Origin of the sequence: Streptomyces sp. NPDC058157 (assembly GCF_042884105.1) — a bacterium.
GTDB lineage: Bacteria > Actinomycetota > Actinomycetes > Streptomycetales > Streptomycetaceae > Streptomyces.
Genome location: NZ_JBHVUQ010000193.1, coordinates 1 through 13,003, shown reverse-complemented (window position 1 = coordinate 13,003; position 13,003 = coordinate 1). Strand labels below are relative to the sequence as shown.

The following is a 13,003-nucleotide window of genomic DNA, read 5'->3' as shown; positions in this document are numbered from 1 at the left end:
GGGTGAGCACCATCGTCAGGCCGCCGCCCGGGGTGTCCTCGGGGGTGAGGGTGCCGCCCATGGCCTCGGTGAGGCCCCGGGAGAGGGCGAGGCCGAGGCCGACGCCCGTGGTGTTGTCGGTGTCGCCGAGGCGCTGGAACGGCACGAAGGCGTTCTCCCGGTCCGCCTCCGGGATTCCCGGCCCGCGGTCGGCGACCCGGATCTCGACGCGGTCGTCGAGGGCGCTCGCCGTCAGCAGGACCTCCCGCCCGGGCGGGGTGTGCCGGACCGCGTTGCCCAGCAGGTTGGCCACCACGCGTTCGAGGAGGGGCGGATCCGCCAGGACGGCCGGGGCCCGCTCGAGGCTCCGGGTGTCGACGGCGGGGGCGTCGGCGGGCAGTGCGTCCAGCGCGGCGGGCACCACCTCCATCAGGTCGGTGGGCCGCAGCTCCAGTTTCAGGGCTCCGGCCTGGAGCCGGCTCATGTCCAGGAGGTTCTCGACGAGGCGGTTGAGCCGGGCCATCGACTCGTCGGCGGTGGCGAGGAGCGCTTCGCGGTCCTCCTCACTGAACTCCACGTCGTCGGCGCGCAGCGACTCGATGGCGGCCCAGCCGGCGGCGAGCGGGGTCCGCAGGTCATGGCTGACGGCCGCGAGCAGGGCGGTACGCATCCGGTCGGCCGCCTTGACGGGTTCGATCTCGGCGGCCGCCTCGGCCAGCCGGGCGCGCTCGACCGCGACCGTGACGTGCGCGGCGAAGGCGGACAGGACCCGCCGGTCGGAGCTGGGCAGCGGACGCCCGCGCAGGACCAGGTGCGCGTCCTGTCCGACCGGGACCCGAACGGCGGAGGTGTCGTCCGCGACCGCTTCGCCGGTGAGTTCGACCGATTCCATCCCGAAGGTCTCCCTCGTGCGTTCGAGGAGCGCGGGTACGGCCTGGTCCCCCCGCACGATGGAACCGGCGAGCGAGGAGAGCGTCTCCGCCTCCGCCGTGGCCCGGGCCGCCCTGCGCGACAGGCGCAGCGACCGGTCGACGGCCGCGGCGACGGTTCCCGCGACCACCGCGAACACCACCAGCGCGAGGATGTTGTCGGGTTCGGCGATGGTGAACTCGCCGACCGGCGGGATGAACCAGTAGTTGAGGAGGAGGGAGGCCGTCAGGGAGGCGACCACGGCCGACAGCACGCCGCCCACGCATGCCACTCCGACCACCGTCACCAGGAACAGGAGGGCCTCGCTGGTGAGGTTGAGGCTGCCCCTGGTGTGATCGAGGAGGAAGGTGAGCGCGGTCGGGAGGAGGAGCCCGAGGACCGGTCCGGCGATGAGCCGCGACGTCGGGAGGGTCCGCCGTCGCGACGGCAACAGCCTTCCGCTGCCGGCCCGTTCGTGGGTGACCATGTGGACGTCGATGTCCTCGGACAGCCCGACGATCGTCTCGCCCGTGCCCCGGCCGGTGAGGAAGCGTTCCATCCGTCCGCGCCGGCTCGTGCCGAGGACCAGCTGGGTGGCGTTCTGCGAGCGGGCGAAGTCGGTGAGCGCGGTGGCCACGTCGTCGCCGACCAGGGAGTGGTAGCTGCCGCCGAGGCTTTCGACGAGCGCCCGCTGACGGACCAGTGCGGCGGCCGAGGCTCCTCCGGCCAGGCCGTCGCTGCGCGCGATGTGCACGGCCAGGAGGTCACCTCCCGCCGAACGGGCGGCGATCCTGGCCGCCCGGCGGATGAGCGTCTCGCCCTCGGAGCCGCCCGTGATCGCGACGACCACCCGTTCCCGGGTCTCCCACACTCCCCCTATGCCGTGCTCGGCCCTGTACTTCTGCAGGGCCTCGTCCACCCGTCCCGCCAGCCACAGCAGGGCCAGCTCGCGCAGGGCGGTGAGGTTGCCCACCCGGAAGTAGTGGGACAGCGCCGCGTCGACCTTCTCCGGGGCGTGGACGTTCCCGTGGGCCATGCGCCGTCTCAGCGCCTCCGGCGGCAGGTCGACCAGCTCGATCTCGTGGGCGCGGCGCACGACCTCGTCGGGCACGGTCTCGTGCTGCGGGACCCTGGTGATCTTCTCGACCACGTCGTTGAGGGATTCCAGGTGCTGGATGTCGACGGTGGTCACCACGTCGATCCCCGCCGCGAGGAGCGCTTCCACCTCCTGCCAGCGCTTGGCGGGACTGCCGCCGGGGACGACGGAGTGGGCCAGTTCGTCGACGAGCGCCACCTCGGGCCGCCGCTCCAGGACCGCCGCGAGGTCCATCTCCGGGATCCGGCTCCCCCGGTAGGTGCGCTCGGTGCGCGGCAGGACCTCCAGGCCGGCCAGCTTCTCCTCGGTGTGGCGGCGGCCGTGGCACTCCACGAAGGCGACGACGACGTCGGTCCCCCGGTCCGCCCGGCGCCGGCCCTCGTCGAGCATCCGGTACGTCTTCCCCACACCGGGCGCCGCCCCGAGGAAGACCTTCAGCCTTCCGGGCCGGGCAACCGCCTCCGCCACGACACACGCCTCCTCACGCCGAAACCGCCCCGATCCGCACAGAGGGCTTCCCCGGCCGGCAGAGGCACACGAGTGCTGCTCACGCTCATCATCGGGGGAAAACCGACCGGATCAGGGCGGAGCACGAAGACATTGACGCAGCCCTGACACGGTCCGCCGGCGCGTGCGCCTGCTCGCCGGCGGGGGACCCGCCGCGGTGATGGTCAAGTGCTTGGACAACGCGATCTGGTCGACGTACTGGAGCACGGCGCGGACCGGGCTCAAGGTTTCTGACGCACCCTGATCCCGTACTGGCGCGGTTCATCCGATGCCCGGGATCAGGGAGACCAGGAGGTCGATGAGCTTGATCCCCACGAACGGGGCGACGAGTCCACCGAGGCCGTAGACGGCCAGGTTGCGGCGGAGCAGGTCGTGCGCGGAGGCGGGCCGGTAGCGGACGCCGCGCAGGGCGAGCGGGATGAGGGCGATGATGATCAGCGCGTTGAAGATGATCGCCGAGGTGATGGCGGACCGGGGGCTGCTCAGCCCCATGACGTTGAGGGCGCCGAGGCCGGGGTAGGCCGAGGCGAACATCGCGGGGATGATCGCGAAGTACTTCGCGACGTCGTTGGTGATCGAGAAGGTGGTCAGGGCGCCCCGGGTGATCAGGAGCTGCTTGCCGATCTCCACGATCTCGATCAACTTGGTCGGGTTGGAGTCCAGGTCCACCATGTTCCCGGCCTCCTTGGCGGCCGAGGTGCCCGAGTTCATCGCGACGCCCACGTCGGCCTGGGCGAGGGCCGGGGCGTCGTTGGTGCCGTCGCCGGTCATCGCGACCAGTTTCCCGCCCTCCTGCTCCCGCTTGATGAGGGCGAGCTTGTCCTCCGGGGTGGCCTGGGCGAGGTACTCGTCGACGCCCGCCTCCGCCGCGATCGCCCGGGCGGTCAGCGGGTTGTCGCCGGTCACCATGACGGTGCGGATGCCCATGCGGCGCAGTTCGGCGAAGCGTTCGCGGATGCCGTCCTTGACCACGTCCTTGAGGTGGATGATGCCGAGCACCCGGGGCCCGTCCCAGTCGTGCACGGCCACCAGCAGCGGGGTGCCGCCGGAGGCGGACACCGACTCCGCCCAGGCGACGGCTTCGGCCTGGACGGTGCCGCCGCGCAGCGCCACCCAGTCCGCGACCTCGGCAGCCGCGCCCTTGCGGATGGCGACGCCCGCGCCGTTCGGCCAGCTCAGGTTGATCCCGCTCATCCGGGTCTTCGCACTGAACCCCACGAAGCGCGGATTGCTCAACTCCCCCTCTTCCGGCGGTCGGACGCCGTGCTGCCGGGCCAGGGCCACGACGGAGCGGCCTTCGGGCGTCTCGTCGGCGAGGGAGGACAGCTGGGCGGCGTCGGCGAGCTTGCCGAGGTCCTGGCCGGGCAACGGGAGGAAGGCGGCGGCCTCGCGGTTGCCGAGGGTGATGGTGCCCGTCTTGTCGAGCAGCAGGGTGCCCACGTCTCCGGCCGCCTCGACCGCCCGGCCGGACATGGCCAGGACGTTGCGCTGGACGAGGCGGTCCATGCCGGCGATGCCGATCGCGGAGAGCAGCGCGCCGATGGTGGTGGGGATGAGGGTGACCAGCAGGGCGACGAGGACGGCGGTGCTCTGGGCCGCCTTCGCGTGGTCGGCCATCGGCTGGAGGGTGACCACCACCAGGACGAAGACGATCGTGAGGGCGGCGAGGAGGATGTTGAGGGCTATCTCGTTCGGGGTCCGCTGCCGGGCGGCCCCCTCGACCAGGGCGATCATGCGGTCGAGGAAACTGTTGCCCGGGCGGGAGGTGACCCGGACGACGATCGAGTCCGACAGGACCGTCGTGCCGCCGGTGACCCCGGACCGGTCGCCGCCCGACTCGCGCAGCACGGGGGCGGACTCGCCGGTGACGGCCGACTCGTCGACCATCGCCGCCCCGTCGACCACGTCCCCGTCGGCCGGGATCAGCTCGCCCGCCTCGACGAGGACGAAGTCCATGGGCTGGAGCTCGGCCGGGGTGACGACCTCGGTGTCGGCCGTGCGCAGGTTCGTGCCGTAGGACCAGTGCTTGATCCGCAGGGCGACGGTGTCGGTGCGGGCTCTGCGCAGGGACGCCGCTTGCGCGCGGCCACGGCCCTCGGCCACGGCTTCCGCGAGGTTGGCGAACAGCACGGTCAGCCACAGCCAGCCGCTGATCACCCACGTGAAGACCGAGGGGTGAATCACGGCCGACAGCGTGGTCAGGACCGAGCCGACGGCGACGACCAGCAGTACGGGTTTGCGCGCCAGCGCGCGCGGGTGCAGCTTGCGCACCGCCTCGCGCGCCGCGTCCGCCAGCTGCCCCGGCTCCAGCAGCCGGGCCCGTCGGCCGGGCCGGCGGTGCGGCGGCCGGTGGACGGGGGACGGGGGCGGGCTCCCCGGGCCCGGAGGGGTGTGCTGCGCGGTGGCGGCGGAAGACATGAGAGGCGAACCTTCTGACGTGAGGCAGGAGGAGGCCGGCTGGTCGGGCCGGCCGTACGGGAAAGAGCCGCTGCCGGGGGCCGGATGGCATGGGCCCCTCAGCCGTCGTCATGCGGTGATCAGGGCCCCCGACAGCGGGAACGGCAGGAAGCTACCCGAGCGTCCCGCCCCCGCAGCGGTCGGAGAAGAGGAATTGCCGCCACCTTGACGCCGGTGCGGGCCATCGCGTCAACGAACCGTCAGAATCCCGTGAAGAAGGTCCTGTCGGGGTCCCGTCGGGCAGGGAGGACAATCAAGCTCGGGCACGGAAGAGGAACCGTCCCGACGACGAGGACACCCCGAGGCGCACGTCGAAGGCATGCCGATGCGAGGCTTGGCTGCGGGGGCGCCTCGACGTCGTCCTCCCCGGTGACGCCGCCTCCCTCGATCGTGCCCGGAGCCCTTCCCCTCCGGCTCCCGCGAGACCCTCTGCGACGCTCGTCATGCCCGTCCGGGGGTGGGACGCAGTTCACGTTCGAGGGCGGACAGCGCGAAGGCGTGCACGGAGGTGTGCTGCCAGCGCGACCTCCCGAACATCACGTCTTCGGAGAGCCCGCTCAGCATGGCCACCGCCCGGATCGTGAACTCGGGGACGTCCACGTCGGCGAAGTGGCCCAGGTCCCGGCCCTCACGGAGGATGGCTTCCAGGCGCTCGTCCCAGCCGTCCAGCAGATCGGTGAGGAGGCGTCGGCCCGCCTCGTCGTGGCGCTGGGCCAGTACCTGCGTCCACAGCGCGTAGCGTTCGTCGCCCTGGTCGCGGGGCAGGTAGAAACGGACGAACAGGTCCAGCTTCTCGGCAGGCGACGCGGCCCGGTCGGCAGCCTGATGGAACCGGGCCCAGAGGTCCGCCTGACTCCATGCGAGGACTTCGAGCAGGAGCCGGTCCTTCTTGCCGAAGTGGTAGAGGATGTGCCCGGTGCTCATACCGGCCCGCTCGGCGATGTCCGACATCCGCAGGCCCGCCGTGCCCTTCTCGGCGATCACGGCGATGGCGGCCCGCATCGCCCGCCCCCGCGCCTCGTCCCCGCTGGGCTGACGCTTCCTGTCGGGCAGCGCGGGCCCGGTCGCTGACGTCGGCATCTGCTCACTTTCGGTGACGGAAATCGAGGTCCCCAGTCTAGGTTCCCGCAGTCTAGATTCTTAATCTAGACTGAAAATCTAGTCAGACCGTCCACCACCCAGGAGACACCCTCATGACGCGCGGATTCGATGTCGTGGAGACCTGTATCGCCGACCTGCGCGCAGCGCTGGAAGGGGGCGAGACCACCGCCGTCGGCCTGCTCGACGCCTACCTCGCGCGGATCGACGCGTACGACCGGCCCGGTACGGCCACCGCGCTCAACGCGATGGTCGTGAAGAATCCGGACGCCCGCGCGGAAGCGGAGGCCTCCGACGCCCGGCGTGCCCGCGGCGAGACGCTCGGCCCGCTGGACGGCATCCCGTACACCGCGAAGGACAGCTACCTCGCGAAGGGGCTGACGGCCGCGTCCGGCTCCCCCGCCTTCGAGCACCTCGTCGCCCAGCGTGACGCCTTCGCCATCGAACGCCTGCGCGCGGGCGGGGCCGTCCTCATCGGCCTGACCAACATGCCTCCGATGGCGAACGGCGGCATGCAGCGCGGCGTGTACGGCCGCGCGGAAAGCCCGTACAGCGCCGACTGGCTCACCAGCGCCTACGGCTCCGGCTCCTCCAACGGCTCCGGCACGGCGACGGCGGCGTCCTTCGGCGCGTTCGGCCTCGGCGAGGAGACCTGGTCCTCGGGCCGCGCCCCCGCCTCGAACAACGCGCTGTGCGCCTACACGCCCAGCCGCGGCGTGATCTCGGTCCGCGGCAACTGGCCGCTGGTCCCGACCATGGACGTCGTCGTCCCGCACACCCGCACCATGGCCGACCTGCTCGAACTCCTCGACGTCATCGTGGCCGACGACGCGAACACGCGCGGGGACCTGTGGCGCGCACAGCCGTGGGTGGACCTGCCCTCGCCCTCGCAGGTACGCCCCGCCTCCTACCCGGCCCTCGCCCCCACCGGCGCACCGGCCGCGTCCGAGGCGCTCACCGGCAAGCGCGTCGGCGTGCCCCGCATGTACATCAACGCCGACCCCGACGCCGGAACGAACCCGGACGGGGGCATCGGCGGCCAGACCGGGCAGCGCGTCGACACCCGCCCGTCGGTGATCACCCTGTGGGAGGCCGCCCGCCGCGACCTGGAGGCCGCCGGCGCCGAGGTCGTCGAGGTGGACTTCCCCGTCGTCTCGAACTACGAGTCCGACCGCCCGGGCGCGCCCTCGCTGTTCACCCGGGGACTCGTCAGCCGCGAGTACCTCACCTTCGAGATCGAGGATCTGTCCGCCTGGGCCTGGGACGACTTCCTGCGCGCCAACGGCGACCCGGCCCTGGCCACCCTGGCCGAGGTCGACGGCACCCGCATCTGGCCCAAGCAGGAAGGCGAGCTCCCCGACCGCTACGAAGGCTTCGACGACACGATCGGCGACTACCCGCGCTTCGTGCGCGAACGCCCGTACGCGTCCCTGGCCGACATGCCGCACCTGGAGCAGGGGCTGCGCGGGCTGGAGGAGACGCGCCGGGTCGACCTGGAGCTGTGGATGGACGGCCTCGGCCTGGACGCGGTCGTGTTCCCCGCCGTCGCCGACGTGGGCCCCGCGGACATGGACGTGTCCGAGGCCTCCGCCGACCTCGGCTGGCGCAACGGCGTCTGGGTCGCGAACGGCAACCTGGTCCCCCGCCACCTCGGCATCCCGACGGTGACGGTGCCGATGGGCACCATGGCGGACACCGGCATGCCCGTCGGCCTGACCTTCGCCGGCCGCGCCTACGACGACAACGCCCTGCTGACCCTCGCCGCCGCCTTCGAGAAGACCGGCAACCGCCGCACCGAGCCGCCGCGCACGCCCCGCCTGCCGGCGGAGTGACCTGCCCGGAGCCTCCGGGCCGACCACATCAGCCCTCAGCGACCCCAGCCGCGCCTCCGAGCGGCTCGCAGGCACGGCAGGCGCAAGGCGTCGACGGGCGTCAGGCTGCCCGGAGGGTGGGGCGGGCGAGCGGGGTGAGAGACGCGTAGGTGAGCGGGGCGGACGGGTCGATCGAGACGTCCAGCGGGGCCGGCTCGGCGCCCGAGCGGACGAGCAGGTCACCGACGGCGGCGATCATCGCCCCGTTGTCGGTGCACAGGGTCATCGGCGGAACGCGCAGCTCGATTCCCGCCGAGGCGCACCGCTTCTCCGCGAGGGCCCTGACCCGGGAGTTGGCGGCCACACCGCCGACCACGACCAGCGTCTTCACCTCGTACGCCTTGCAGGCCGCCATGGCCTTGCGGGTCAGGACGTCGGCCACGGCTTCCTGGAGGGCGGCGGCCCCGTCGGCCACCGGCACCTCCTCGCCGCGCCGGCGGTGCTGCTCGACCCAGCGGGCGGCTGCGGTCTTGAGGCCGGAGAAGGAGAAGGCGTACGGGTCGTCGCCGGGCCGGGTGAGCGGGCGCGGGAAGGCCACGGCCTTGGGGTTTCCCTCCCGCGCCGCCCCGTCGACGGCCGGGCCGCCCGGGTACGGCAGGCCGAGGATGCGCGCGACCTTGTCGAAGCATTCGCCGGCCGCGTCGTCGAGGGTGTCGCCGAGGTGCAGGATCGGCTCGCGCACGAGGTCCCGGACGAGGAGCAGGGAGGTGTGGCCGCCGGACACGATCAGCACCACGCAGGGGTCGGGCAGCGGCCCGTGCTCCAGGGTGTCGGCGGCGACGTGCCCGGCCAGGTGGTGCACACCGTACAAGGGCACCCCGGCCGCGTAGGCCAGCGTCTTCGCCCCGGCCAGGCCGACCTGGAGGGCGCCGGACAGACCGGGGCCGGTGGTGACGGCGACGGCGTCGAGCTGACCGATCCGCAGTCCGGCCTGGTCGAGGGCCTGCCGGACCACCGGGTTGAAGGCGTGGAGGTGGGCCCGGGCGGCGATCTCGGGCACCACGCCGCCGAACCGGGCGTGCTCGTCCATGCTCGACGCCACCACGTGGGCCAGCAGCCTCCCGTCCTGCACGATGCCCGCGCCGGTCTCGTCACACGACGACTCGATCCCCAGCACCACCGGTCCCGCCACAACACCCACTCCTTATGCCTGCATTCTGCAACTGCAATATATGTGCAACAAGGCAACGGGAACTCCTCGGGCACCGGGTGCGACCACGTCTGCGGCACATCCGAAGGATGGCCGGCCCCGGCAACGGACGCGGGCCGCGCCGTCGCCTCGTACGCCCGGCGGGCCCTCCCCGAACGACCGCTGCCCGAGGTCACCGGATTCCTGGCCACGCCCGGAAGGGGCGTCGAGGGCGTCGTGGAGGGGCGGAGGGTCGAGGTGCTGACCCCGGGCGAGGGCCTGCCCCCGTCGCTGGCACGAGCACTCGCCGAGGCGGAGGCATCGGCGCACACGCCGGTACTGGTCCGGGTGGACGGGCGCGCCGAGGCGCTGTTGGCCCTCGGGGACGTCCTGCGGCCGGGAAGCCACCGGGCCGTGTACCGGCTGCGGCGGCTGGGCGTGACGCCGGTGCTCGCGACCGGTGACCGTGAGGCCACGGCCCGGGTGGTTTCGTCGGAGCTCGGCATCACCGAGGTGCACGCCCGCTGCACTCCCCAGGACAAGGCGGAGTTGGTGACGCGGTTGAAGGAGGAGGGGCACCGGGTGGCCGTCATCGGTGACGGGGTGAACGACGCCGCCGCCCTGGCCCGGGCCGACCTCGGGATCGCGATGGGGAGCGGCACCGACGTCACCCTCGTACGGGGTGACATCGAGGCGGTCGCCGACGCCGTCCGCCTGGCCCGGCGCACGCTGGCGACGATCCGCCTCAACCTGGTCTGGGCGTTCGGCTACAACCTGGTGACCGTGCCACTGGCGGCCGTGGGGTGGCTCGACCCCATGGTGGCCGCGGCCGCGATGTCCGCCAGCTCGCTCCTCGTCGTGGCCAACAGCCTGCGCCTGCGCACCTGGCAGACCACCCCCAGACGCCCCGTCACCTCCGCCGGAAAGGCCTCCCGGCGATGACCGGCTCCCTCCGGCCCGCGGCGGCGGTCCGGCACCCGCGGTTCACGCCACGGCGACGGAGTCCAGCTTGCCCGCCTTGGCGTCCTCGATGAGGGAGCCGAACTGATCGGCGCTCATCTGCACCCGCTGGCCGAAGTCGTCGGTGATCACGACCCGGCGGTCGGCGGGGGCCGCCTCGTCGACGAACAGCTGCGGGCATCCGCAGTCGCACTTGCCGCAGAACGTCGCCACGGGCTGCAGAGAACTGATGTCGGTCATCGCGTGCGCCTCTCTCCCTACGTGTCCGCCCGCAGAACGGCTTCCGCGACCCCGGACCTCAGGGGAATGCCCGTTCGGTATCGGCCGCAAGCTCCGGACCCCGGAGCTTCGGAAGCACGACGTGATTCCCATGTGCTTCCACTGCTTCCACCGGGCGGGAAGTGGCGGAAACCAGAACGGGTCTCGGTACGACTACGTGAGAGAGCCCGCCGGACCACGGCGTCCGGCCATCGCCACCGCACCGGGAAGTGACGCAATGACGGAGCAGAAGTACCAGGTGACCGGACGGTCTGATCCCGGTGGAGAAGGACCGCCGACCGATCGCCGGCCCGCGGGAACTCGAAGCGAACGCTGTCCGACTACTGGGGCGTGGGCGACGGTCGGGCATCCTCCCGCGCCCCGTCACCACAAGGATTGAGGGAGGTGGGATGGGCGGGCTGGACGTACGCATGCGCCAAGTGGCCTGTCGGCACGGCCGGGTCGAAGCGGTCGCCGATGTCGATCTGGAGATCGCGGCCGGCGAGCGCGTGGCCCTGACCGGGACCAACGGGTCGGGCAAGACCACGCTCCTGCGCTCCGTGCTCGGTCTCCACCGGCAGGTGACGGGCTCGATCACGGTCGGCGGGCGCGGCACCGGTTCGCCGGCGGAGTGGGCCTGGCGGCGCAGGGCCTGCGCCTGGATCCCGCAGAAGCCGGCGGCGGGCCGGTTCCCGCTGCTCGGATCCGAGCTGCTGGCCAGCAGCACGGCCCCCGCGGCGGCCGCCGAGGCGGCGGACCGGCTCGGCGTCGCCCCGTTGACCGAGCGGCCGCTGCACACCCTCTCGGGCGGCCAGCTGCAGCGGATGTACCTGGCCCGGGCGATCGGCTGCGTCGCCGCGGGGGCACAGGTGCTGCTCGCGGACGAGCCGACCGCGGCCCTCGACTTCGACGGGCAGGCGGAGGCGGCGGACGTCCTCACCTCTCTCCCGGTGACGCTGGTCGTGGTGACGCACGACCGGAGCCTGGCCGAGCGCTGCGACCGTGTCCTGGAGATGGCTGCGGGCCGGCTGCGGGAGGTGCGGTGAACCTCGCCACGGCCGATCTCGGCGCCCTCCTGCAGCTCGTGCCCGTCCAGCGGGCCGGTATCGCCCTGCTGCTCGCCGCGGTCGGGTTGCCGGTGATCGGGGTGGTCATCGTCGGGCTGGACATCATGCCGGTGCGGTTCGCGATGATGCACGTCGCCCTGCTCGGCATCGCGGTCGGTCTGCTGACCGGACTCGATCCCATGCTGTGCGCGCTCGTCGCGTGCGCACTGGCCGGTGCGGGCGTGGCCCCGCTCGCCCGCACTCCGGACGGCCTGTCCGGTGCGATGGGGCTTTTGATGAGCCTGGCGATCGCGGCCGCGCTGCTCCTCATGGCGGTGTCGGGGGTCAACGCGTCCGGCGCCTTCGCCCTGCTCTGGGGGTCGATCCTGTCCGTGGGCACGCCGGACCTGATCGTCCTCGGCGTGCTCGCCGTCGTCGTACCGGGCCTGTTCTGGTGGCGGCGGCGCGAGGTCGGCCTCCTGCTCTACGACCGCGAGCTCGCCCAGTGCTCGGGGGTCCCCGTGCGGGCGCTGACCGCGGCCCTCCTCGTCCTGGTCGCGATCGCCGTCGCCGGGGCGATCAAGCTCACCGGCGCACTGCTCGTCGACGCCCTGACCCTGCTGCCCGCGCTCGCGGCCCGCCGCCTGGGCAGTTCGTTGAAGTCGATCACGCTGTGGGCCATCGGCATCGGCGTCGTCGTCAATCTGACGGGGTTCCTGCTGGCCCTGTGGCTGGACTGGCCACCGGGCCCGGTCCTCGTCCTGACGGCGGGGGCCCTCGTCCTCGCCGTGCATTTCCTTCCCGAACGGAGAATCAGCTCATGGCGCGCACCCGCGTCCGTATCCCTGCCCTCGTCGCACTGAGCGCGGCACTCCTCCTGACCGCGGCGTGCGGCAACGACAAGGCCTCCGGGGGGTCTTCCGACGCCGCGCCGGCCAAGAGCGGCAGCGAGGCGAAGAAGGACAAGCCCGTGGTGGTCGTGACCACCACCTGGGAAGGCGCCTTCGCCAGGGCCGCCGGCGCGGAGGACGTGAAGGTCATCGTCCCCCAGTCCGTGCACCACGCGCCCGACTACGACCCCAAGCCCTCCGACCTCGCGGCCGTGGCCAAGGCCGACTTCGTGCTGTACGCGCCGTTCGAGCCGTACGCGGCGAAGATCAAGGAGGCCGCGGGATCGAAGGCGAAGCTGGTCGAGGTGAACCTCGACAACGACCCCGGCAAGGTCAAGGCCGAGGTCGACAAGCTGGGCGCCCTCTTCGGCACGGCGGACGCCGCGACGCAGTGGAAGTCCGGGTTCGACACCGAGTACGCGAAGCTCAACAAGGAGGTCCAGGCGGCCTGGCCCGGTGGCAAGAGCCCCTCCGTCGTCACCCAGGTCTTCACCGCCTGGGCCGCGAAGTTGGCCGGTGCCACCCCCGTCGGCACCTACGGGCCCGAGGCCGTGACCCCGGCGCAGCTGGCCGAGCTCTCCGCGAAGAAGCCGGCGTTCGTCCTGGACAACGTGCACATGTCCACCGGCACGGTCCTGCCCGACTCCGGCGCCAAGCAGGTCGAGATCGTCAACTACCCCGGCGAGGACCTCGACCTGCTGCCGGTCTACCGGAACGCGGCGGCCGAGCTGAAGAAGGCCATGACCTCGTGATCCGCGCGCGGAGCAGGCCGTAACCCTCCCCGTCCTGCGTGCTCATGGGCC

Annotated in this window: 9 protein-coding genes and 1 pseudogene; 5 read left to right on the top strand and 5 right to left on the bottom strand. The window is 72.5% G+C overall.

Features of this window, described 5'->3' with window-relative positions; all coding sequences use genetic code 11:
- The 3 genes from ACFVXK_RS31710 to ACFVXK_RS31700 form a co-directional block, all read right to left on the bottom strand.
- A partial coding sequence (locus ACFVXK_RS31710; protein ID WP_389618466.1) for an ATP-binding protein occupies nucleotides 1-2,452 on the bottom strand: 2,452 nt, incomplete at its 3' end.
- 300 nt (nucleotides 2,453-2,752) lie between these two features.
- A complete protein-coding gene (gene kdpB, locus ACFVXK_RS31705) occupies nucleotides 2,753-4,909 on the bottom strand; it encodes a potassium-transporting ATPase subunit KdpB (protein WP_389618464.1) in 2,157 nt (718 codons plus the stop codon).
- 480 nt (nucleotides 4,910-5,389) lie between these two features.
- On the bottom strand, nucleotides 5,390-6,028 hold the full coding sequence (locus ACFVXK_RS31700; protein ID WP_389618462.1) for a TetR/AcrR family transcriptional regulator: 639 nt from the start codon (nucleotides 6,026-6,028) through the stop codon (nucleotides 5,390-5,392).
- A gap of 113 nt (nucleotides 6,029-6,141) precedes the next feature.
- Between ACFVXK_RS31700 and ACFVXK_RS31695 the strand changes: the two genes are divergently transcribed.
- Nucleotides 6,142-7,878, top strand: coding sequence for an amidase (locus ACFVXK_RS31695; protein WP_389618459.1), 1,737 nt, complete (start codon nucleotides 6,142-6,144; stop codon nucleotides 7,876-7,878).
- 100 nt (nucleotides 7,879-7,978) lie between these two features.
- Here ACFVXK_RS31695 and tsaD read toward each other — a convergent pair whose 3' ends face one another.
- The gene (gene tsaD, locus ACFVXK_RS31690; protein ID WP_389618469.1) at nucleotides 7,979-9,037 is read right to left on the bottom strand and encodes a tRNA (adenosine(37)-N6)-threonylcarbamoyltransferase complex transferase subunit TsaD; all 1,059 of its coding nucleotides are present in this window, start codon (nucleotides 9,035-9,037) and stop codon (nucleotides 7,979-7,981) included.
- Nucleotides 9,038-9,181: 144 nt separating this feature from the next.
- On the opposite strand from tsaD, the pseudogene ACFVXK_RS31685 reads away from it, so the two are divergent.
- Nucleotides 9,182-9,988: pseudogene (locus ACFVXK_RS31685) on the top strand (HAD-IC family P-type ATPase); the annotation flags it as partial.
- A gap of 42 nt (nucleotides 9,989-10,030) precedes the next feature.
- On the opposite strand, the gene ACFVXK_RS31680 reads toward ACFVXK_RS31685, so the two are convergent.
- Nucleotides 10,031-10,246, bottom strand: coding sequence for a hypothetical protein (locus ACFVXK_RS31680; protein ID WP_389618456.1), 216 nt, complete (start codon nucleotides 10,244-10,246; stop codon nucleotides 10,031-10,033).
- Nucleotides 10,247-10,674: 428 nt separating this feature from the next.
- On the opposite strand from ACFVXK_RS31680, the gene ACFVXK_RS31675 reads away from it, so the two are divergent.
- The 3 genes from ACFVXK_RS31675 to ACFVXK_RS31665 are packed head-to-tail and all read left to right on the top strand — an operon-like array spanning nucleotide 10,675 to nucleotide 12,952.
- Nucleotides 10,675-11,310, top strand: coding sequence for an ATP-binding cassette domain-containing protein (locus tag ACFVXK_RS31675; RefSeq protein WP_389618453.1), 636 nt, complete (start codon nucleotides 10,675-10,677; stop codon nucleotides 11,308-11,310).
- Complete coding sequence (locus ACFVXK_RS31670; RefSeq protein WP_389618450.1) at nucleotides 11,307-12,173, top strand: metal ABC transporter permease; 867 nt, start codon at nucleotides 11,307-11,309, stop codon at nucleotides 12,171-12,173. The genes ACFVXK_RS31675 and ACFVXK_RS31670 overlap by 4 nt, the downstream gene beginning before the upstream one ends.
- Nucleotides 12,131-12,952: a metal ABC transporter solute-binding protein, Zn/Mn family gene (locus ACFVXK_RS31665; RefSeq protein ID WP_389618447.1), complete on the top strand. Its 822-nt coding sequence runs from the start codon at nucleotides 12,131-12,133 to the stop codon at nucleotides 12,950-12,952. The genes ACFVXK_RS31670 and ACFVXK_RS31665 overlap by 43 nt, the downstream gene beginning before the upstream one ends.
- The last annotated feature ends 51 nt before the right edge of the window (nucleotides 12,953-13,003 follow it).

Bases quoted from the DNA above. Each gene is read 5' to 3' on its own strand.
- kdpB (WP_389618464.1), bottom strand. From the start codon at position 4,909: ATGTCTTCCGCCGCCACCGCGCAGCACACCCCTCCGGGCCCGGGGAGC.
- ACFVXK_RS31700 (WP_389618462.1), bottom strand. From the start codon at position 6,028: ATGCCGACGTCAGCGACCGGGCCCGCGCTGCCCGACAGGAAGCGTCAG.
- ACFVXK_RS31695 (WP_389618459.1), top strand. From the start codon at position 6,142: ATGACGCGCGGATTCGATGTCGTGGAGACCTGTATCGCCGACCTGCGC.
- ACFVXK_RS31680 (WP_389618456.1), bottom strand. From the start codon at position 10,246: ATGACCGACATCAGTTCTCTGCAGCCCGTGGCGACGTTCTGCGGCAAG.
- ACFVXK_RS31675 (WP_389618453.1), top strand. From the start codon at position 10,675: ATGGGCGGGCTGGACGTACGCATGCGCCAAGTGGCCTGTCGGCACGGC.
- ACFVXK_RS31665 (WP_389618447.1), top strand. From the start codon at position 12,131: ATGGCGCGCACCCGCGTCCGTATCCCTGCCCTCGTCGCACTGAGCGCG.